Annotated in this window: 13 protein-coding genes and 2 tRNA genes; 2 read left to right on the top strand and 13 right to left on the bottom strand. The window is 64.6% G+C overall.

What is annotated here, in order from left to right; translation table 11 throughout:
* Nucleotides 1-61 precede the first annotated feature (61 nt).
* From AC1DJB_RS02080 to AC1DJB_RS02045, 8 genes are all read right to left on the bottom strand, one after another.
* Entirely contained in the window at nt 62-1033 is a 972-nt protein-coding gene (locus AC1DJB_RS02080; RefSeq protein ID WP_441432499.1) for an electron transfer flavoprotein subunit alpha/FixB family protein, read from the bottom strand.
* Between the two features lie 13 nt (nt 1034-1046).
* Entirely contained in the window at nt 1047-1814 is a 768-nt protein-coding gene (locus tag AC1DJB_RS02075; RefSeq protein WP_441432500.1) for an electron transfer flavoprotein subunit beta/FixA family protein, read from the bottom strand.
* Between the two features lie 184 nt (nt 1815-1998).
* A complete protein-coding gene (locus tag AC1DJB_RS02070; protein ID WP_476909852.1) occupies nt 1999-2370 on the bottom strand; it encodes a VOC family protein in 372 nt (123 codons plus the stop codon).
* A gap of 81 nt (nt 2371-2451) precedes the next feature.
* Nucleotides 2452-2739: a hypothetical protein gene (locus AC1DJB_RS02065; protein ID WP_441432501.1), complete on the bottom strand. Its 288-nt coding sequence runs from the start codon at nt 2737-2739 to the stop codon at nt 2452-2454.
* A gap of 364 nt (nt 2740-3103) precedes the next feature.
* A tRNA-Met gene (locus AC1DJB_RS02060) sits at nt 3104-3180 on the bottom strand.
* 346 nt (nt 3181-3526) lie between these two features.
* Nucleotides 3527-3600 (bottom strand) — tRNA-Met (locus AC1DJB_RS02055).
* Nucleotides 3601-3793: 193 nt separating this feature from the next.
* Complete coding sequence (locus tag AC1DJB_RS02050) at nt 3794-6796, bottom strand: UPF0182 family membrane protein (RefSeq protein ID WP_441432502.1); 3003 nt, start codon at nt 6794-6796, stop codon at nt 3794-3796.
* 133 nt (nt 6797-6929) lie between these two features.
* Nucleotides 6930-8138, bottom strand: a complete 1209-nt coding sequence (locus AC1DJB_RS02045) for a YlbL family protein (RefSeq protein WP_370872753.1) — start codon at nt 8136-8138, stop codon at nt 6930-6932.
* A 225-nt stretch (nt 8139-8363) separates the two neighbouring features.
* On the opposite strand from AC1DJB_RS02045, the gene AC1DJB_RS02040 reads away from it, so the two are divergent.
* On the top strand, nt 8364-9809 hold the full coding sequence (locus tag AC1DJB_RS02040) for a zinc-dependent metalloprotease (protein WP_441432503.1): 1446 nt from the start codon (nt 8364-8366) through the stop codon (nt 9807-9809).
* 15 nt (nt 9810-9824) lie between these two features.
* On the opposite strand, the gene AC1DJB_RS02035 is transcribed toward AC1DJB_RS02040, so the two are convergent.
* The 3 genes from AC1DJB_RS02035 to nudC are packed head-to-tail and all read right to left on the bottom strand — an operon-like array spanning nt 9825 to nt 13569.
* The gene (locus tag AC1DJB_RS02035) at nt 9825-10454 is read right to left on the bottom strand and encodes a M48 metallopeptidase family protein (RefSeq protein ID WP_441437165.1); all 630 of its coding nucleotides are present in this window, start codon (nt 10452-10454) and stop codon (nt 9825-9827) included.
* Complete coding sequence (locus AC1DJB_RS02030; protein ID WP_441432505.1) at nt 10454-12586, bottom strand: ATP-dependent DNA helicase UvrD2; 2133 nt, start codon at nt 12584-12586, stop codon at nt 10454-10456. Before AC1DJB_RS02030 ends, AC1DJB_RS02035 begins: the two co-directional genes overlap by 1 nt.
* Nucleotides 12583-13569 carry an NAD(+) diphosphatase gene (gene nudC / locus AC1DJB_RS02025; protein ID WP_441432506.1) on the bottom strand — a complete coding sequence of 329 codons (987 nt, stop codon included), beginning with the start codon at nt 13567-13569 and terminating at the stop codon, nt 12583-12585. Before nudC ends, AC1DJB_RS02030 begins: the two co-directional genes overlap by 4 nt.
* Before the next feature lie 143 nt (nt 13570-13712).
* Between nudC and AC1DJB_RS02020 the strand changes: the two genes are divergently transcribed.
* A complete protein-coding gene (locus tag AC1DJB_RS02020; RefSeq protein WP_441432507.1) occupies nt 13713-15008 on the top strand; it encodes a macrolide 2'-phosphotransferase in 1296 nt (431 codons plus the stop codon).
* A 34-nt stretch (nt 15009-15042) separates the two neighbouring features.
* Here the strand turns inward: AC1DJB_RS02020 and AC1DJB_RS02015 are convergent, their stop codons facing one another.
* Entirely contained in the window at nt 15043-18573 is a 3531-nt protein-coding gene (locus AC1DJB_RS02015; protein WP_441432508.1) for an ATP-dependent helicase, read from the bottom strand.
* Nucleotides 18570-21833, bottom strand: coding sequence for an ATP-dependent helicase (locus AC1DJB_RS02010; protein ID WP_441432662.1), 3264 nt, complete (start codon nt 21831-21833; stop codon nt 18570-18572). The genes AC1DJB_RS02015 and AC1DJB_RS02010 overlap by 4 nt, the downstream gene beginning before the upstream one ends.
* Nucleotides 21834-21845 lie beyond the last annotated feature (12 nt).

Below are 21845 nucleotides of genomic sequence, written 5' to 3'. Positions count from 1 at the left end.
CAATCAGGGACGCATCAAGCTAACAGGCTTTGGACCGAAGCGGCCAAAGCCTGTTACGCCGTCAGTTGGAACGGGCCTTCACGGCCTCGATGAGTTTCGGAACCACTGTGAAGATATCGCCCACGATTCCGAAGTCGGCCACCTCGAAAATGGGCGCGTCCTCGTCTTTGTTGATCGCCACAATGGTCTTGGCAGTCTGCATGCCTGCGCGGTGCTGGATGGCTCCGGATATTCCCAATGCGATGTACAGCTGCGGGGACACGCTCACACCGGTCTGGCCCACCTGGGCCGTCTGGGCAATGTAGCCGGCGTCGACGGCGGCGCGTGACGCACCGATCGCCGCGCCCAGGGTGTCGGCGAGCTGTTCAACCAGCACAAAGTTCTCGGACGAGCCCAAACCCCGTCCGCCGGAAACCACCGTCGCTGCGGTCCGAAGCTCGGGCCGGGCCGAGACGGCAGCATCGTCATTGAACTGGTCTATGATGGCGGCGCCTTCTGCTCGAGCATCGAGGGACACCGTCTGCAGGTCTGCCGTGGCTGCGGGAGCCTGGCCTTCGATCGCCCCCTGCCGGATGGTGAGGATGGGCAGCCCGCCTTCCACCACGGACTCGACGGTATAGGCCCCGCCAAACACCGAATGCTGGGCAACAACGGTTCCGTTGTCGCTGCGCACCTGCACGACGTCGGCGAGCACGCTCCCGCTTGCCCGCACGGCAAGCCGGGCGGCAGCTTCGCGGCCGTCCACCGAATTCGCGGTGAGGACGGCAGTCGGCCCGTAGGCGTGGACGGCACCACTCAGGGCATCCACGGCGGGTGACACCAAAACGGTGCCGGCGGCAGCTGTCAGAGCCGAGTAGATCCGAACCGCGCCCAGCTCACCGAGGCGCGCGACGTCGTCGTCCGCCAGCGGTGCCGAGGACACGACGACGGCGACCGGTGAGCCCAGTGTGGCTGCGGCAGCCAGCAGCCCGCGGGCGGAAGCGGCAATCCCGCCGCGGTGGGAAATTTCAATGAGTGCCAAGACGTTCGACATTTCTTTTCCTCCGTCAGACCAGGCGGTTCGCAACGAGGAACTCGGCCAGCTCGTCGGCCGCGGTCCCGTCATCTATGAGTTTTCGTCCGGCCGCGCGCGGCGGCCGCTCAACGGTGGAGACCACTACGGTGTGGCTGGCGCCCGTCGGGACGCCAAGCTCGGCGGCGGACAACGTGGTGACGGGTTTGCGCTTGGCCGTCAGGATGCCCTTGAAGTTGGGAAACCGGGCCTCTGGGAAACGCTCGGTCACAGTGATGATGGCGGGCAGTCCGGCACGGACATTGAGGGTTCCACCCTCACTCTGGCGAACGCCGCTCACGCCGTCGTCGGCGATTTCCGCGGAGATCAATGAACCCAACAGTGGCAGTTGGAGATGTTCGGCAATCATGGCGGGCACGACGCCGGCGCGGCCATCCGTCGATTCGTTGCCGGCCATCACCACGTCGAACCCGGTAGACCTCAGTGCAGTCGCCAGCGTTGCGGCCGTTCGACCGGTGTCGGCGCCGGCCAGGGAATCATCCACAATGTGAACCCCTGAATCGGCTCCCATGGAGAGGGCCTTGCGCAAGGTCTGCGTGGCGTCGTCAGGACCCATGGTCATTGCCACAACCTCGGTGCCTTTGTTGGCATCCTTGATGCGCAGCGCGGCTTCGAGGGCGCGCTCGTTGATTTCATCGACCACGGAGTCGGCAGCCTCACGGTCGAGCCGGCCCGTTGCCAGGTCGAGCTTCCGTTCCTCGGCCGTATCCGGCACTTGTTTGACGAGCACGACGATCTTCATTCAACAGCTCCCTCGATGCAAATGGCTGACGCTTGGAATCGAGAATACTAGGAACTCCTAGTATTTACCATGGAGCGAAGGACGGAATGCTAGGAACTCCTATTGATTCTGCCGGGATTCTCCGCGCCGGGCATGGGGATTCGGGCCGGCGGCAGGTTGCAGGCCTTCTTTCGAAGCGATCGATCTAGCGCTGGCGAATGCCGAGGGTGTTCCCGTCGGGATCACGGAACCATGCGCCACGGGCGGGGCCGAGCTGAGCGATGTGCCCTGTTGTGGCAAGGGGACCCTCTGTGTAGTCGAGGAACTCCACGCCCTTGGCGGCCAAGTCGCCGACCACGGCCTCAATGTCGTCCACTTCGAAGTGGGCAAGGGTGTGCTCTGTAGCGGTAGGCGGACGCTTGAAGACTGAGATCTCGCTGACGGATCCGCAACGGTACCGCACGCCGACCGGAGTCTCCCAGAGGAAGGTCAACCCCAGGATGCCGCCATAGAATTCTTTCGCCCGCTCCAGATCGGTGACCGGAATCGTCGCCACTACCATCGTCGCACTGATCATCTCGGGCCTCCTCAGGGCGGCCCATTCCGTCAGGATGAACGGGCCATTCGGCCCAAGTGTCTTCCTCCAGGAGCTGGACTGTCAACGAGGACCGGGAGTTTGAGGGTTGGTGCGTTGCACGGCCATCACCACGCTGACAAGTACCGACAACGCTATGACCACGACCATTCCGGCGAAGTTCGGCTGGAATTCCAAGGCCAGCGCCCCGTTTTCGGCTCCCCGAGTCGCGGTGAAAAGTCCCGGCAGGGTCGCCCGGGAACCCGTCGAAATGGCGATCACGCTCACTGCCACGCACAGAATGAACGCCAGGGCCAATCCGCCGGCCACGCCGTCCAGCGCTGCGCCAACTATTTTCGACACCGTTTTCATTGGGGTCCCTCCTCGAGCCGGCCAACGCGGAGCGCCGCCTGTATTCCAGTGATGAAGCTTTGTCCCCGCCCAAGAAACTACTCCGACATTCTGCCTCTCGGGGGTCGAAGTGGTTAAGATCCGTACAGATTTGCCAAAAATCAGTGTGTTTTCCGGCAATCTCAGTGTGGATCTCGGCGCTTCTGCGTGTGAAAAAACGTTTCACCCGGATCAGCCCGCATGGCCGTCTAAGACCGCGTCCAAGACCTGCTTGGGGAAATTAGGAGCGGATGTCTCCACTGCGCGCCCACATCAGGGTCGGGAGGGCGGCGAAATGGGGTTAAACGAAAGAGTCCGCCCAGACGGGCGGACTCTTTCGTTTATTTGGTTGCGGGGACAGGATTTGAACCTGTGACCTCTGGGTTATGAGCCCAGCGAGCTACCGAACTGCTCCACCCCGCGTCGCAGAATCAACTCTACCGCACATTCGAGGGCGCCCCTGACCATTCAGATGTGCGCTGCAGCACGATGGGATCTGGAGGACCTTCGGGCAGGAGCAACAGCCCTTGAGGGTGGTTATCCTCCCGTGGACTTGGCGCCGTCCTGACCTTCTTTGATTTCGGAAAGCGCTTACGACACTGCGAGTCGCGTCATTCTGGCGCCCAGAAGGCTCAAAGAAGGTCAGGACGGAGCTGGCACAGCCGTACCCGGCACATGCCCCACCGATCCCGCACTCCCCCATCCACACATCAGTGGAAAACAAAAAGATCCGGCACAGTGTTTCCACTGTGCCGGATCTTTTCTCCAGTTGCGGGGACAGGATTTGAACCTGTGACCTCTGGGTTATGAGCCCAGCGAGCTACCGAACTGCTCCACCCCGCGTCGCAAGAACTACTTTACCTGCAGGTGAATGTCAGGCCAAATCGAAACGACGTGACCTCCGTCTCCCCCGCCGGGCGGCCACCATGCACGGGCCTCCATATCAAAAGGAAGACCGGGCCAGCCCTGGTGTGAGGGCTGGCCCGGTCTTGCAAAAACCTCCAGCTAAGCCGACATCAGCCAGCTGGAGAGTTGCCTACTTACTCGGCGAAGGCGAAGGCGACGGCGAGGCCGACGGGCTCGCCGAAGGGCTGGCAGTTGCCGACGGAGCCGGGGTGGCACCAAGCCTGGACTCGGCGTCGAGCGCTTTCTGTATCGCCGCCGACAGGAGGCTCTGCTGGGCGCCGTATCCGGCGAAGTCGCCCTTGGCCAGCGCGGCCTGGCCATCCTGGATGGCCTTGTTGGCCTGATCCAGCGCAGCCTTCAGCTGGGCCTGTGCATCCGCCGTCGCAGGTGGCGTAGTAGTCCCCGGCGGAGTTGTGGTCTGGCCGTTGTTGGCCGAGTCTCCCGCCGAGGCCCCTGAGTCGCCCCCGAAGAGGATCTTCAGCGCACCGTCAAGCGTGGGGGCAAAGCCGACCTTGTCGCCGAAGGCCACGAGCACGCGTTGAAGCGTCGGATAGGAGGTCTCACCAGTGGACTTCAGATAGACCGGTTGGACATAGAGCAGGCCACCGCCGACCGGCAATGTCAAAAGGTTGCCGTTGAGCACATCGGATGCTCCCTGCCTGAGCAGGTTGAGTTCCCGCGACACTTCAGGATCGGAGTTGAACTTGTTCTGGGCCTGTCCCGGGCCTGGAACCTGGGTATCCGTTGGCAATTGGAGTAATCGCAACTGGCCGTAGGTGTCTGCCTTCACCCCCTTCTGGCTACCGGCGTCGGAATCGGCTGCGAGGAAGCCATACAGGATGTTCCGGGCGGCGCCGTTGACCACCTGTGGAATGAAGGAAGACGTCAGCTGGAAGGCCGGCTTGGTCTGGTCGGGCATCTGCAGGGACATGTAGAACGGGGGCTGCCGGACGGGATCCGTGACCGTGGGGTCATTCGGAACGCTCCACGCGTCGTTGTTCTGGTAGAAGCTGTCCGCGTTGGTCACGTGGTAGCGCCCAAGCAGCTCACGCTGGACCTTGAACAGGTCCTCCGGGTAGCGGACGTGGCTCATCAGCTGTCCCGACATCTCCGAGTACGGCTTGACGGTGGTCGGGAAAATCTTCTCCCACGCTTTGAGGATGGGGTCCTGGTCATCCCAGGCGTACAGCGTGACCGAGCCGTCATAGGCGTCAACAGTGGCCTTGACCGAGTTCCTGATGTAGTTGACCGCGCTGTTCGGCAGGGCCGCCGTGCGCCCGGAGGTCGTCTGCGAATCGGCCGTAGCGTTTCCCAGTTGCTGCTGCTGGGAGTAGGGGAAGTACTGGCTGGTGGTGTAACCGTCCACGATCCACTTCACCCGGCCGTCGACAACTGCCGGATAGGCGCTTCCGTCAACCGTCAGGTAGGGCGCAACCTTTTGCACGCGCTCACGCGGAGTGCGGTCGTAAAGGATCTGGGACTTCTCGTTGACGCCGTCAGACAGCAACAGGTCCGAGGACTGGAACTTGATCGAGTAGAGGAGGCGGTTGAACCAGTTGCCCACGTTGGGGCCACCGTTGCCGGTAAAGGTGTACTGAGTTTCAGTAGAAGTGTCCTTGCCAGCCGGTCGGTCCTGTTCGCGGTGCGGAGCGCCATCGGGGGCGCCGACCACCGAGTAGTCCGGCGAATCTTCACCGAAGTAGATGCGGGGTTGGTAGCTCGCATCGCTGCCAAGGGTACCCATGGATGGAATTCCGGACAGCAGGAAGTCCGGCTTTCCATCAACCGTGAAGGTGTTGCCCTTGGCGGCCACGACGCCGTAACCGTGGGTGTAGACGATATGCCGGTTGACCCAGGTCTGCTGGCTGGCGTTCAGCCCGTCCTGATTCAACTCCCGGACGGCGATCACGGTGTCCTGGGTCTTGCCGTTCACGGTGTACCGGTCGACGTTCAGAGCCTTGGGGAACTGATAATACGGACGGTACTGCTCCAGTTGGGAGAACGCCGAGGAAACCAGGTTCGGGTCCAACAGCCGGATGTTGGCGGCTGTCTGGGCATCCTTGGCAAGCGCCCCGGTCTTGGCATCCGTGGTGGCGTTGTAGGGAGAAACCTTGATCTTGTCCAAACCGTAGGCGGACCGGGTCATGGCTATGTTGCGGTCAATGTACTTGTTTTCCAGCGTCTGCTCAGAAGGGCGGACCTGGAACTGCTGGATGACCCAGGGGTAGACACCACCGGCGAGGATGGATGTGATGATCAGCATGGCCGTGCCGATCACGGGCAAGCGCCAACGGCCGATCACGGCGGCCACAATGAAGAGGACGGCGACAAGACCCGCGGCAACGGCCAGGATGGTCTTGGTCGGGATCACGGCGTTGACGTCGGTGTAGAGGGCACCTGCCCAGTGGCCACCGTTGTTCTGGACGGTGCTGTAGACGTCAAGCCAGAAGTTGGCCCCGAGCAGCAGCAGGAAAACGGCCCCGGTCACGGCCAAGTGGATCTGGGCGGCACGGCTGGTGAAGATGCCGCGTTCCATGAGCCGGATGCTGCCATAGAGATAGTGGGTGAGGATTCCCGCGATTCCGGCAATCACCACAACGCTCATGAGGAAACCGGTGACAAAGCCAAGGAACGGCAAAGTCATGAGGTAGAAGCTGATGTCCAGGCCAAACTGGGGATCGGCCTGGCCGAAGGGTACCTGGTTGAAGAACAAGAGCACCGATTGCCACTGGCTCGCGGCCGCGCTGCCAGCGAAGAGGCCGAACAGCACGGGGATGCCGATCATTACCACGCGTCGCACGGGCTCCAGTTGGGCCTGGTACCGATTCAGGTTGTCCCTGACCTCGGAATCCGGAGCGTAGACCGGCCGTGCATGGTAGGCAGCGCGGATGGCATAGAAGACCGGCACGAACATCAGGACGAATCCCGCCAGGAAGATCAGGATCCGGGCAAGGTTCTCCTTGAAATAGACTTCGAAGAAGCCCAACTGCTGATACCAGAGGACGTCTGTCCACACATTGGCGAAGAAAATGAATCCCACCACGGCGACGGCGACGATGATCAAAGTTGGAGTGAGTGCACCCCGTCTCCGCTGCGGTCTTCCGGGCGGGCTGGTGCTGGCTGGACGGGACAAACTCGATACCTCATCGCTGGTCGTCAGTTAACGGTCATCAGTGCGTGTGTTCGTCGGCCCCGGTGCCGGGTAGTAATGGCGGAGGCCGTCATTAGTGCCACGAGTGGCGGTGGAGCTAAGTTCCATCATCAGTCTAGTTGTTGGAGCATGTCGGGAGGCGGGACACATCCTGGCCCGAGGCGAGTCGCTCCACAGCGGATTTCGCGTCCGCGAGGGTGTCCACTTTGACTACCTGCAGCCCGTCCGGAACGTGGCCCACGACCTCGTCGCAATTGGCGGCAGGCGCGAGGAAAAGCGTGGCGCCGCCGCTGCGGGCTCCGCGCATTTTCTGGGCGATTCCGCCGATGGGTCCCACGGTGCCGTCCGGCGAAATGGTGCCGGTGCCCGCCACATGCTTGCCCCCTGTGAGGTCCCCGGGGGTGATGCTGTCGATGATCCCCAGCGCGAACATCATGCCGGCGCTCGGTCCGCCCACCTGGTCCAGGGAGATCTTGACGTCGAACGGGAACGTGAACTTGTACTGAAGCAGTACGCCCAGGATGTACTTGCCGTTTGAGCCCTTGCCCGGAGTAATGCTCACCGTCACCGGTTTGCCGTTACGATCGACGACGACGGCGGCAGGCGCGCCCGCGCCGTCGGCCAATGCGGTTTGGACGACGTTCAGGGACGTGACGGCCTTGCCGTTGATCGACGTGAAGACGTCCCCGGCCTGGAGTTTGCCCGCCGAGGCCGAGCCATCGGACAATCCTGCGACCGCAAGCTTCTGCCCGTACGGGATGTTCTCTTCCTGAAGGGCCGAAGCTATTGCGTTCTCCTGGGACGTGGTCATGGCAAGCGCGCTTTCCTGTTCGGATTGCTGCTTGGTGGTGCCCTTGGGATAGAGAAGTTCTTCGGGGTACACGGCCTTGGAACCGTCCAACCAGGCTTGGAAGGCCTCGAAGATGTTGACTGGTCCGTTGGGGCCGCCGTTGATATAGACGGTAGTCAGGTCCAGATTTCCCTTGGCGGGATACGACGCGTGTCCGGTGATGCTAATGACAGGCTTGTTGTGGTCCATGCCCAAGGTGTTGAACGTCGGTCCGGGAGATTCCACGACGTAGGGAACAGGAAGGACAGCCGCGGCGATTCCCAACACAATGGTCAGGGCCCCGGCGACCAACATCGCGACGTACCGGCCGTCGCGGCGCCGTGCCGGTGGGGGCGCGTCGGGCGCTTCCTGTACCGGCTCCTGCGATGGTGCGGTGTCCCGCTCCGGGGAATGGCCGTCCGATGTCGGGACGTCCTGGGAGTTGGAGGGGCCGAGAGGCTTTCCGGGTTCCCCGGCAGCTCCGGGGCTCGGCAAACTAGTCAATGAAGGACCTCTCCGCGCCGGGAACCGTGTGTCCGACGCTACCGTTTCGACCCCCTCAGCGCGGAGGCCGGTAAACATACCAACGATCCACCCTACTTGCTGTGCCTGCCAGTCGTGCTTTGCCTAGAGCGAACGACGCGTTCTTGAGGCAGACAGCCCCCGGGCATCGCGGTACCTTGAAAGTGATCACCAGTCACACCGACGATCGGCGGCACCATGACCTCCAACCCCAATACCCCCTCCAATGGAGACGATTCACCCGTGGATCCCTTGGCGGAAATGCTGAAGAACCTGATGGGCGGGCAAGGCATGGGCAACATCGACCCCGCCGAATTGGCAAAAGCCGCAGGGCTGCCGAACGACCCGAATATGCTGCAGCAAATGTTCGCCCAAGTGCAGGCCATGATGAGCTCCACTTCCGAGGGCCCCGTCAATTGGCAGCTTGCCCACGAGAACGCCCGCCGTGTTGCCGCCGCCGGCACGGATCCGTCGGTGAATGCCCTGCAGGCCCGCGAAGTCGACGAAGCGCTCCGCCTCGCGGAACTTTGGTTGGATCCCGTCACCGATCTTCAGGCAACGGGCCTCATCGGCCGCGCCTGGTCCCGGGCTGAATGGGTGGAAGCCACCCTCGCCACGTGGAAACGGCTCACTGAGCCGGTGGCCAACAGCATCGCCAATGCCCTGTCGGACGCCCTCACCCAGCAGATGCCGGAAGAAATGAAGGCCATGATGGGCGGCACCTCGTCCATGTTGCAGAACATGGGCGGAGCCATCTTCGGCATGCAACTGGGCCAGGCCATCGGGGCCCTGTCCGCCGAAGTGGTCAGCTCTACCGACATCGGCGTTCCGCTCGCTGATCTCGAGATGGCATTGCTGCCGGCCAATGTGGCGAAGTTCGGCGAAGGCCTGAGCGTCCCGGTGAATGACGTGCGGTTGTTCCTTGCGGTCCGCGAAGCCGCGCATGCCCGGCTCTTCGTGCAGGTTCCATGGCTGCGCGGACATCTCCTCGGGGCCATCGAAGCCTACGCCCGAGGCATCCACATCGACTTGTCCCGCGTCGAGGACCTCGCCCGGGACCTCGATCCCGGCAACCCCGAGGGGATTCAAGAAGCCCTGTCCCAAGGTGTGTTCACGCCCGAGCGCACTCCCGAACAATCGGCTGCCCTGGAGAAACTCGAAACTGCCCTGGCGCTGGTTGAGGGCTGGGTGGACGAGCTCACGGCTGCTGCCACCGAGAATATGCTGCCATCCGCGGTCGCACTCCGCGAGACTGTGCGGAGGCGCCGCGCCACGGGAGGACCCGCCGAACACGCGTTCTCCTCGCTGGTGGGACTCGAGCTGCGACCGCGGCGCCTGCGCGAAGCCGCCGCGTTGTGGGCCGCGCTGAAGGACGAACGTGGAATCGCCGGCCGCGATGCCATCTGGCAGCACCCCGATTTGCTCCCCACGGCACACGACCTCGACGACCCGGCGGGCTTCACCGAACGGCGCCGCCTGGCTGAAGCCAGCGAGACCGAAGTGGACGACGCGCTGCAGAAGCTCCTCGAAGGTGGTTACGACGCTCCGAAGGATGAGGAGGACACAGCGGACAGTCCGGAGGCTCCGAAGCCTGAAGACGGAGATTCCCCTGACGACGCGGAGCCCGGAGAGCCCAAAGCCTAGCCGCTCCTGAATCGCCTAATCGGCGTCGGCGTCCCAGCCCGCGGCTGGGGCACCGGCGCCTTCTTCATCCGGGCCAAGCCCCCGCGACGTCGCAAAGGCGACGCCTTCCAGGAAGGCCTTTGCCCGCTGTGTTTCGGGGTACGCCTCCAGCAAACGCCAAAACGCGGCGTTGTGCCCGGCCACCAGCAGATGCGCGAGTTCGTGGAGCAGCACATAGTCGATGACCCACTGCGGCATGGGCTGGAGCTTGTCCGAAAGCCGGATGGTCCCGTCCGCCGGAGTTGCCGACCCCCACCGTGACTTCTGGTTGCTCACCCAGCGGACCGACGTCGGGATGGACCGTCCGCCCAGATACTTTGACGATAGTTCCGCGGCATGGGCGGCAAGCGCTGTGTCGCTTGCGGGTCTCCTCCTGCCGGCACCGTGGGCGCCCCGCTCCCCCTGGCGCTTGAGCTTGTCCAGCATCCGCCGGACCCATTCGCTCTCTTGTGCCTTCGTGAAATGGGCGGGAATCGCGACGACGGCGTTCCCGTCCTCCCAGAATGCTGCCACGGTACGGCGGCGGCGGGCTGAGCGACGAACGACGACGGGCGCCCCGTCGTCGGTGGTCAGCGGCAAAGCGGGCTGGCCCGCGGCCCGCGGCACTAGGCGGACCCGTTCTGGACGAGAACTGCCAGCACGGCTTCGCCGTATTTTTCCAGTTTGGAGGGCCCGACACCGGCGAGTTTCGCCAGGTCCTCAAGGGACTCCGGCCGGGCCTCGGCGATGGCAGTCAACGTCGCGTCCGTGAAGACCACATAGGCCGGAACCTCGTTGCTCAGGGCCTCTTCCTTCCGCCATTGACGCAAAGCCTCAAAGGTCTGGTCTTCGTACGTGGGCGGGCACTGGCTGCAGCGACCCACTTTGCGTTCGGCGCCGGTGGCGAGCATCGTGCCGCAGACCCTGCACGACGCCGGTGCCGCCGCCTTGCGCCGTGGCGTGGCGCGGCTGCGCGCGCTGGCTCCGAGCACCGAATCCGGGCGAAGCCCGTCGAGGAAGCGCGAGGGCTTGCGATTGGCACGGCCACCGGGCGTGCGGGCCGTGGACCAGGACAGGTTCAGGTGCTCGCGTGCCCGCGTGATCCCGACGTAGAGCAGGCGGCGTTCCTCGTCCACGCTCTCGGGAGTGTCCGCGAAGGAAATGGGCATAAGGCCCTCGCTCAAGCCCACCAGGAACACGGCATCCCATTCCAGGCCCTTCGCGGCGTGTAGCGATGCGAGCGTCACGCCCTGGACCGTTGGTGCGTGCTGCGCAACCGAACGTTCCTGGAGTTCGTTGACGAATTCCATCAACGTGAATTCCGGCCCGCGGCTGGCGGCGAGTTCGTCCGCAAGCGCCACGAGCGCTGCGAGCGATTCCCAGCGTTCGCGGAGGGCACCGCCGCTGTGCGGGGCGGCATCCGTGTAGCCGAGCGAAGCCACGATGTCGCGGACCAGTTGGCCGAGCGGCTCCTTCGCGGAATCCTCGGCTACGGCACGCGTGGCGGCGCGCAACTGCAGGATGGCGTCCCGGACCTCCTTGCGCGCGAAGAATCGCTCGCCGCCCCGTAGCTGGTAGCCGATGCCCGCCGAGGCAAGAGCTTGCTCGTACGCTTCCGATTGTCCGTTGGTGCGGAACAGCACGGCAATCTCGCTTGCCTTGGTGCCGGCGTCGATCAATTCCCGGATCCGGCCCGCGACCACCGCCGCCTCGGCCTCGTCATCGGGGCACTCCATGAACCGTGGCTCCGGTCCGGCCGGACGCTGGGCAAGCAACTGAAGAGGTTTGGCCCAAGCGGCGTCGGCAACCGTTCCACCACTGCGGCGGGACCCCAGGAGATCGTTGGCCAGCTTCACCACTTGGGGCGTGGAACGGTAGTCACGAACGAGTTTGACGACCGTCGCCGAGGGGTACTGGCCCTTGAATCCCAGGAGATGCTTGGGAGAGGCTCCCGTGAAGGAGTAGATGGTCTGGCTGGCGTCGCCCACGACGCAGAGTTCGTCGCGGCCGCCAAGCCACAGTTCCAGCAGCCGCTGTTGCAGCGGGGAAACGTCCTGGTACTCGTCCACCACGAAGTGCCGGTACTGCTCGCGGACCGTAGCTGCCACTTTCGGGTCTTCCTGGAGGATGCCCACCGTGATCAACAGGACGTCCTCGAAATCGATCACGTTGCGGTCCGTCTTCACGTCCTCGTAGGACTGGAAAACCCGGGCGACGGCTGTGAGGTCGAAACCCCCGGGAGTGCCGCGGCCATGTGCGTTCTCGAGGTAGTTGGCCGGCGTCAGCATGGAAACCTTCGCCCACTCGATCTCCGCCGCGAGGTCACGGATGGAAGCACGATCGGTACTCAGCCGAAGCCGTCGCGCGGCTTCGGCGATCATGTTCGCCTTGTGGTCCAGCAGGTTCGGCAGGACACCGCCGACCGCCTGCGGCCAGAAGAATTGCAGTTGCCTGAGCGCTGCGGCGTGAAAGGTGCGTGCTTGGACGTTTCCGACGCCTAGATCCCGCAGGCGGCTGCGCATCTCGGCGGCGGCCCGGGAGGTGAACGTGACGGCCAGGAGGCGCTGCGGGCTGTAGACACCGGAGTGCACACCATAGGCAATGCGGTGCGTAATCGCCCGGGTTTTTCCCGTCCCCGCTCCGGCGAGGACGCACATGGGCCCGTTGAGGTTGCTGGCGACTTCCCGTTGCTCGGCATCAAGGCCGCCGAGAATCCGGTCCTCGAGTGAAACGGTGTCGCTGAAAATGCCGTCTGTCACTGCTGGAGGTCCTCGATGACGCCGCCGTACCAGTGCTCGATCAAGGAACGCGCAATCGAAAGCCTCGTGGAGATCGTGATCTCGCCGCTGAGCACGGCTGCCTGGAGTTCCGCGCGGCTGAACCAGCGCGCCCGGGTGACCTCGACGCCGTCGGGCCGGGCCTCGACGTCGTCAGTTGTTGCGGTGAACCCGAGCATAAGCGAAGCCGGGAACGGCCACGACTGCGAGCCAAGGTACTGGCAAGCGGTGACCCGTACACCCACTTCTTCCCCGATTTCGCGAACCACGGCCTGTTCGAGCGATTCCCCTGGCTCAACGAAGCCGGCCAGTGTGGAGTAGTTCTTGGCGTCAAGCGGCCCACCTCCACCGAGGAGAAGCCTGCCGTCGGAACCGACCACTGTGACGATGATGGCCGGATCGGTCCTCGGATAGTGCTCCGATTTGTCCCGCGGGCACCGCCGGACCCAGCCGCCGGCTTCGATTTCCGTGGGAGTTCCACACTGCGGGCAGTGGGTATGGGTGGCATGCCAGTTGGAAATCGCGCTGGCCTCGACAAACAAGGCTGTGTCCAGCGCACCAAGGCGGGCGGCTACCTCCCGGAATCCCGCCCAGGAGCCGTCGGCCGGAAGGCCCGCGGCTCCAGGCGAAACCGGCTCAGCAGGCACAAAGAGGACAATTGGGGTTTGCTCCGGGACGGAGGAAGCAGCAAGGGTCCGGCCGAGATAAATGGCAGTGAGCGGTCCGCCGGCGGCCTGGAGGGATTCGAAGAGCGGCGCGGCGTCGCCCAGCCACAGCTTGTCGCCCAGTACGAGCGCTTGGCGCTGCGACACCACCATGGCCTTGGCCGAACCCGAGGAGATCACTTCGTCAAGCATGCCCGGTTTCAGGCGTTCGGCAGATCCGCGGTCAACCATGGCAGGGCGCACCGGAAGAACAGTGTCAATAAGGTGGTTTGCCGGCGCCTGGAACTCGGTGAAACTCATGTACCTACCGTACTGACTCGCACCGACAATTGACATTTGGATCTTTCAGCGACGCATGCCCCTGGATCCGGTTTTCCAGCGGATCTGAAGACTCGCCGCACTGCATCGCTGCCAGAGGCGCTTGTCAATCTACCGTGGAAGACGTGAGAAGAACACCGTTCGAACTGGCCGCTGTAGCTACTGCGGCGGTGCCCGGCCTGACGCCGATGGCTGCCGCCTCTGCCCCGGATGATGCTGCCGATTTCGATTCGGCGCTCCTGCTGGACTCCGAGGGCAAACGGTGGCGTGTCCGTTCGCCGCGCCATCCGGAAGCCAGCGCCCGGCTGGAAACCGAATTCATGATCCTGCGGGCTTTCGCGCCGGCGATCCGGGCCGAGCTGCCCTTTTTGATGCCCACAGTGGCCGGAACGGTGCGCCAGGGCGCGCTGAGCACCTTTGTTTACGCCCACTTGGCTGGGGCCACGCGCAGCATCGAAGAGTTGTCCACCTGCAGCGATGCCTTGGCCAAGGAGATCGGTGCGGCGTTGGCCGCCGTGCACGACCTCCCCCAATCCCTCGTCAATAACGCCGATCTTCCCAGCTACACGGCCAACGAATTCCGCCAGCGCAAGTTGAACGAGCTGGACCAGGCCGCCACAACGGGCAAGATTCCGTCCTCGCTGCTCCGTCGCTGGGAGCATGCGCTGGAGGACGTGGCGCTCTGGCGCTTCAACCCGTGCGTGGTCCACGGGGACCTCCATGAAGACAACCTGCTGGTCGACGGCGATAGCGTGACGGCCGTGACGGGGTGGACCGATCTGCGCATCGGCGATCCTGCCGATGACTTCGCCTGGCTCGTGGCGTCAAACGAACAGAAGTTTGTTGAGTCCGTCCTCCGGCACTACACGGAAGCCAGACGGGATACACCTGACAGCCACCTGCTGCGACGCTCGGCACTTCTTGCCGAATTCGCCTTGGCCCAGTATCTCGTCAAGGCCTTGGCGGCCGGTCACAGTGAGATGACGGCTGAAGCCGAGGCGATGCTTAAATCCCTCGCCGACGACATCGAGGAGCAAAACGCGTTGGCGGCCGAGGATTCCGAAGCCGCTGCGGAGCGTGCCGCTGCGGACGGGCTGGCGGCACCGGCAGTTGTCATTGCTTCCGAAGCCAAGGCCCCGGCGGGCGGCCCGGCGAAGCCCACGGTAAGTATCACAGCCATCCCGGAGCCTGCTCACGACGACGTTCCCGAGGTTCGCCCGGAGACGGCCGCGGCAACGCCGTCGGTCACGGTTGAACCGTTGGAGGCCGCCGCCTCAGACGAAGCCGCCGCTGAGCCTGCGGGAGAATCAGCGAACGGGACCGCCTCGACGACGGAGACGGCGTCCGAATCCGACGACACGTCGACGACGGCCCTCCAGGTAGTGGAGCCCGCGCCACTCCAGGACGCCAAGGACCGTTAGTCCATCGTGGTCTAGCTGCCGTGGTTTCGGTTGCCTATTTGTTTCGCTTGCCCAGCGCGGAAGCGATGATCTCCTCCAGTTCCTCCGCGGTGCCCAGGTCGTGGGGCCTCACGACAGAGTCGTCGGCAACGTAGTAAAACGCTGCACTGACCTGCTCCAACGGCACACCCTTGAGGCGCGCCCATGCCAGGCGGTAGACGGCCAGTTGCACGGCGCGGGTCTTGAGTTGCCTGCCGGCCGGGCGCTTGCCCGTCTTCCAGTCCACCAGTTCCCATGTGCCGTCCGCCCCGCGGAACACTGCGTCAATCCGCCCGCGCACCACGACGTCACCGATCCTTGTTTCCACGGGAACCTCGACGAAGGCCGGGGACCGGTGTGCCCATTCTGAATTGCTGAACGTCGCCACCATGTCATCGAGTCCATACGCTTCGTCGATGTGGGAATCGGAGCCGGGTGCTTCGTCGAGATCCAGCATGCCGGTGGTTCCGTAGTATTCCTCCACCCAGGAATGGAAGGCGGTGCCTTTGCGCGCCGAGATCCCGGGTTGCCGGGGCACCGGGCGCCGGAGCTGGGCCAGGACCGCAGCAGGATCGTCTCCGAGATCGACGAACATGGACGCCGAGATGTGTCCGGGCAAATGGACGTCTTGGACGGGTTTCCGCCGCAACTGCCTTTCCAGCAACAGTTCCGCTTCGGCAGCCCAGCCGGCGGCCGTCCCGCGGAGGGACGTCAGCGATGCATCCATGACAAGCGGCGAATCCGCCCGTAATCCTTCGACTGCGTCCCTGACCCGGATTGCCGCCGCCTCCATGGCAGCCCGCCGGCCCGGGACCAAGCGGAGCCGTTCCCCCGTGCGGGGGTCACTCGGGCCCTCAAGCGGATCGTAGGGGAAGACCGCCACCTCCGTTCCGACTGTCAAAGGGCTCTCCGTGGGCAGCGCGTCTTCGCTCAGGGACTGGGGATGAATGGCAGCGGCCGATGCCCGGCCGGTCTCGCCTCCTGCCCCACCGGCAAGGCCGGCCAGCTCGGCAAGGAAAGGTGACGTCTCCGCAATGCCTGCCCGGGAACCATTCCACGCGGCGCTCGATGCCCACAGGACGAACTTTGCACGGGTATAGGCAACGTAGGCGAGTCGCCGCTCTTCGGCCTCACCGTGGTGCTGGACTTCCGATTTGAAGTCCTTTTCGGCGTCCAGCCAGCCCTTTTGGTCCGGCTGGTCCAGATCCCATTGAGGGAGGTCCGCCCGGTCGCCACGCAGGGGCCATGGCAAGGCAGCGGTACCGCTGCTCCACCGGGAGTCCCTGTTGCTCGGGAAGGCCCCGGCGTTGAGGCCGGGGACAAAAACAACGTCCCATTCCAAGCCTTTGGACGCGTGGACTGTCAGCAACTGCACTGCCTCGTGGTTCACCTCTGCGTCGGCCATGTCCAGTCCGCCTTCTTCCGATGCGGCCGCTTCAAGCCACCCCAGGAAGGCCAGGAGATCAACCCGCTGCGAAGTCTGCAGGAAACCCGCCGCGGCATCATGGAATGCGTCCAGGTTCCGGCGGGCCTGGTGGATGCTCGTCCCGGGCTTGGCAGCGACCTCAATGTCCAGCAGCATGGCACGTTCCACCTCGCCGATCAGCGTGCTCAGATCGTCTCCGATGAACCCCCGCAGGTTCCGAAGCTCCGCAGACAGCCGGCCAAGACGGTCCAAGGCCGCCGGGCTGAGGGAGCGTCCGTGACCGGAAGTCCACCCTGGGCGGGGCAGGAAGTCCAGCGCCTCCACAAGGCTGGCCGCATCAGTAATGTCGCTCTCCACGACTGTCTCCATCGGGCTTTCGTCCGCGTTGGAGGCATCGTCTGCAGTGCCGCCGTCTCCCGAGCCGCCGTGTGATCGCCGCCTGGCAAGGAACTGGGACCAGTCGCGGAAGGCCATCAGATCAGCAGTTCCGATCCGCCACCGGGCGCCTGCCAGCAAACGCATCAGGGCATCGGAACGGCCGGGATCTGCGAGGACCCGGAGCGCAGCCACGAGATCGACTACTTCAGGGGTGTCGAGGAGCCCTCCGAGGCCGACTATTTCGTACGGGATACCCTGGACCTCGAATTCACGCCGCAAGCACTCCATCTGTGCCCGACGGCGGCAAAGCACTGCCATGGTGGGGGAAACCGGCGTACCGTCTGCCGCGGTTTCAAAGACTGTTCGGCGGTAGCGGCGGACGTCCCGGGCAATCGCTGCGGCTTCGTCTTCGTCGGTGGCAAATCGTCCGAGAACAACGCTGCCGTCCGCCGCTGCCGGGCTCGGCTGCAGTGGAGGTACCGCCACAGTACTCTCTTCGGCCCTCGAGCCGGGGGCTCCCTCACTCGCGGCCGCCTTGTTAAGAGGCGCGGCAATGACGTTGGCGGCGGCCAGGATGTTGCGCCCGTTCCGCCAGGCAGTGGTCAGATACGAGGTGGGTGCCGTGGCAAGGGATGCCGGTCCCAAGCCGTCTTCCACCCGGACGGGAAATTCCTGGACAAAGTGGAACAGCTGGCCGGCCGAAGCACCCCTGAAGCCATAGATGGATTGGTTGGGATCCCCTACCGCCGTCACGGCATGCCCTCCCCCGAACAGGCGGGAGAACAAGACAAGTTGCGCGTGTGAGGTGTCCTGGAATTCATCCAACAACACAACCTTGTAGCGGGCCCGCTCGGTGGCGGCCGCCAGGGGTATGTCCTGGGCAATCTTCGCAGCGAGCGCAACGAGGTCTCCGAAATCGAGGACGCCGCGGTTCCTCTTGGCCTCTTGGTAACGCCCCACCATGTCCGCGACGCTGGCCCTGGTCCGCAACATGGCGCCTAGATCGCCGGCAGCTTGGGTTGGGTTCTTTTTCGCGGAGGACATATAGGGCAATTGGGCGAATTCGGACACCCGGTCCATTAACCAGCCCTGAACTTCGGCGGGTTCGCGCAAGTGTTCGGCGCACTCGCCGGCCAACTGCATCACGGCATTGACCAACGTGGACTTGGCAGCGGTGAAGTGCTCATAGTCGCCGTCGTACGCTTCGACCACTTCGCTCGCAAGCTGCCACGCCTGGGCGCCGCCAAGCAGGACCACATCGCGCTCGATACCCAAGCGCAGGCCGTAGTCGGACACGATACCGCTGGCGTAGGAGTGGTAGGTAGACACTTTGGGTTCAAGCTCGTCGGAGCCTGCAACCCCCTCCGGGAAGCCGTACTCCCCGTTGTCCGAGGATGCGATGCGCTGCAGGGTGGCCAATTTCGCGCGGATGCGGCTGGCCAGCTCCCCTGCGGCTTTACGGGTGAAGGTGACGCCAAGGACCTCTTCGGGGCGAACCCATCCGTTCGCGACGAGCCACACGACACGGTCCGCCATGGTGGCGGTCTTGCCGGATCCAGCGCCGGCGATGACCAGCCGGGGGGTCAACGGTGACGCAATAATGGCGGATTGCTCTTCCGTGGGACGGTTCCGCTCGCCGAGGATATCGGCCAATTCGCCGGGCGAGAATCGAGGTTCCGGCAGTACGGCGGCTTCTTCGGAAGCCTCTCCGGCTTCGATTCCGGCGAGTGTCTGGACGGTCATTCGGTGACCTGCTTTCCCCTGGCGCACAATGGGCAAATATCGGGCAGTCGGCAGCCGTGGCCTCCGTGGCTGCCTTTTGAGGGATCGTGGCGTGCTTCGAAGCTTGCTCCGGCCATGAGCACGGCGGCCTCACTGACGAGGTCCTGCGCCCAGTTATCTCCCGGATCCAGGGGCTCTTGCGCTTGGACCACGGGCGTCTTCGTCTTGGTTCCCAACTGTGCCAGGACTGCACCGCCCGGAAGCCCCGGAACAGGGAGGTCCTGGAACGCCCCGTGCAACACGGCCGCCTGATACGCACCGAGCTGGGGGTGCGTGGCGAGTTCGGCTTTGCCAGGCTGGCGTTTGCCGGTCTTGAGGTCGACAATCACCAGCCTGCCCTCCGTATCTATTTCCAAACGATCCACTTGTCCCCGAAGCACGGCGTTCCGGCCAGCATCGGGATCCTCGGCACCGTGGCCCAGGCGCACTTCCGGCAGCGGAACCTCGAAGTCCGCTTCGACCGCCGCCAGGCTGCGGCCCTCGCTCCGCATGACAAGGACGTATTGGGCGAGTTTCCGGACCATCTGCTCTGCCCGTTGGAAGTCCAGCCTGCCTTCCCAGTTGTCCTTCATGCCCAGGGTGGGCCAGCGACGCACGAGCTCCGCGACATACTCGGCGCCGGAAGCTTCGGGCAGTTCCTGGGCAATCGCATGGACCAAGGTGCCCAGGCTACGGGCAAAGTCGGTAGCGGCTTCGCCACCTGCCGCTTGGACAAACCAGTCCAAAGGCGATTTGTGCACAGTTTCGACCTTCGAAGGAGAAACGTACACGGTGCCTTCCGCCGGCACTACCGGCGCGTCGCTGCTGAGCGGTGCCAATCCCCACCAGGAATCCGGATGCGCCCCCGGCACTGCAGGCGACGCGGTGGCGAGGTGTGCCAGCACGCGCGCGGCTTCGGCGGCGTCCTCGGCCACGCCCGGTCGGGCAAGCGCGGCGTCGTCCGGCTGAACCCGCTGCCTCAACTCGGCCACCAAGGCACGCAGGGTCATGGGCCGGCCAACCGGCGTGTACTCACGTTGGTACTGCCCCGGTTCCATAGGCGCCACATAGTCGAGAAAGGCAGACTGCTGCTCGTCTTCCGAAGAAACCGCGGTGCAGATGAGGACTTCCCTGGCACGCGAAACGGCTGTGGAGAAGCTCCGCAGTTCGTCGTAGCGGATATCCCTCAGCCTGCTGAGGGGCCCGCGCTGCAAGGCGTGTTCAACTCCATGCTCCACGGCATCGGCAAACAAAGTACTGCCGAGGAGCTCACCCCGGAGCCTCGTATTGGGCCAGACTCCCTCCTGCAGCCCCGCCACGATGACCACGGCCCACTCCCGCCCGGCCGCGCTGGCCGGCGTCATGAGCTCCACCGCTTCCTCCAACTGGGCCCTGGCGGCAAGGGTGTCCATGGGGAGTTCCTGGCTGAGGAGATATTCCAGGAACTGTTCGGGACCGGAGCCGGGAAGCTGGTCGACATAGCGCTCGGCGGTGTGGAACAAGGCCATCATGGCGTCGAGGTCCCGGTCCGCGCGGGCGCCGGCAGCGCCGCCGTCGAGCGCCATTTCCGTCCAGCGTGAAGCCAGCCCCGTGGCTTGCCACAACGCCCACAAAACCGTCTCCGCGTTGGCTCCGGGTTCGGCGGCTGCCGAACGTCCTGCCGCGATCATGCGGGCCAAACGCCGGGCCGAACTACCCTCGATGCCCAAAGACCCCAGCGCCCCCGGCTCCAGCAACGCTTCGACCAGCAACGCATCGCTGGACCGTCCACCACCGCCCAAGAGCTCCTCCCGGCGCAAGGATTGGCGCAGGCGGCGCAACTCGATAGCGGTAGCTCCGCCGATCCTCGACGTGAGAAGCGAGACGGCAGACTCAGGCGTCAGATTGGCGGCGTCCAAAACCACCCCGTACACCTCGAGCAGGGGACGGACAGCCACTTCGTCGCGGACAGCGGAATCCGCAACGGGGACACGGACGGGGATTCCCTGACCGCTCAGGTACCGCTGCAGTTGCGCCAATTGCCCGCCGTTGCGCACGATCACTGCGATGTCGCCGAACTCGTAGTTCCCGCGCAGCTGGGCTTCGAGGATGCGTTGTGCCACGTAGCGCAATTCATGGACTGTGGAGGGCAGGACATGTGCTTCGACCCGGCCCGCGGCTTGATTGGCTCCGGAACGTGCCACCTCCGCCGATGCGGGAAGTGGGTCCAGGCGCCGGGCCAGCTGCCCTCCCGCGCGCTGCGAAATACGCGCAGCCACGCCCGTCCACGCTTTTGCGACACCGGGCAGGTGCCGGTGGGTGTGCCATAGAGGAAGCTCCCGAACGACACCTTCAAGGCCGCCGAGAAGCCGCGGGAGTTCGGCGACGAGGTCCGGACGGGCACCGCGGAATCCCTGGACCACGGTGTCCGGGGAGGACGCCACCAAAACGTCCTTTCCTTCGGCGATGTCCGCGAGCAGTTCAAACACTGCGGGATTTGCCTCTTGGACGTCGTCCACGAGTATCAACTGCAGCCGCTCGCGCTCAGCCGCCAGGAATCCGGGCGAGTCCTGGAAGATCTGGCGCGCGGCGGTGATGATTCCGGCCGGGTCGAAGGCTTCCGGCATGCGCAGGTCCAGGACGTCGCGGTACTCCGAATAGAGGTCTGCGGCGGCTATCCAGTCCGGCCTGCCGCATTCGTAGGCGAGCGACGTAAGATCGTCCGCCGTGCGGCCGGATTCGATGATCCGGTCGAAGAGCTGCCGGATCTCCTGCCGGAAGCCACGCGTGGGCAGCGCGGCGGACAAGTCCTGCGGCCAAGGAAGTTCAAAACCCGGCCGGGCGTGCCCCTCCAGCAGTTCCTTGATGATGAGGTCCTGTTCCGGCCCCGAGAGCAACTTGGGCGGCCGCTGCAGCGGCAGCACGCCCTCGGCTTTGGCTCGCCGGATCAGGTCGAAAGCGTATGACGCCCAAGTGCGCGCCGGCGTCGTACTCAAGCTGCGGTCCAAGCGCCCCGTAAAGGTGTCCCGCAACGCCGACGCCGCATGCCGGCCGGGTGCGAGAATCAGGATCCGTTCCGGATCCACGCCGTCACGCTGAACCCGCCGGACGGCGGTTTCCACCAGCACAGTGGACTTCCCGGTGCCGGGCGCCCCTGGTATCAGGACCGGCCCGGATCCGTGCGGGAGCCCGACGACGGCGGCCTGGTCGGCGGACAACTCCGGCGCTGCGTAGTGGACCTCGCGCGGCGGAAGCAGGCGCAAGCGGGCAGGCGC

The organism is Arthrobacter sp. 01T428, assembly GCF_056398685.1.
The sequence above is the reverse complement of the archived record's forward strand: the minus strand, read 5'-3'. Positions and strand labels throughout refer to the sequence as shown.

Coding starts and splice junctions, on each gene's coding strand:
- AC1DJB_RS02080 (WP_441432499.1), bottom strand. CDS start 1,033: ATGTCGAACGTCTTGGCACTCATTGAAATTTCCCACCGCGGCGGGATT.
- AC1DJB_RS02075 (WP_441432500.1), bottom strand. CDS start 1,814: ATGAAGATCGTCGTGCTCGTCAAACAAGTGCCGGATACGGCCGAGGAA.
- AC1DJB_RS02070 (WP_476909852.1), bottom strand. CDS start 2,370: ATGATCAGTGCGACGATGGTAGTGGCGACGATTCCGGTCACCGATCTG.
- AC1DJB_RS02065 (WP_441432501.1), bottom strand. CDS start 2,739: ATGAAAACGGTGTCGAAAATAGTTGGCGCAGCGCTGGACGGCGTGGCC.
- AC1DJB_RS02040 (WP_441432503.1), top strand. CDS start 8,364: ATGACCTCCAACCCCAATACCCCCTCCAATGGAGACGATTCACCCGTG.
- nudC (WP_441432506.1), bottom strand. CDS start 13,569: ATGAGTTTCACCGAGTTCCAGGCGCCGGCAAACCACCTTATTGACACT.
- AC1DJB_RS02015 (WP_441432508.1), bottom strand. CDS start 18,573: ATGACCGTCCAGACACTCGCCGGAATCGAAGCCGGAGAGGCTTCCGAA.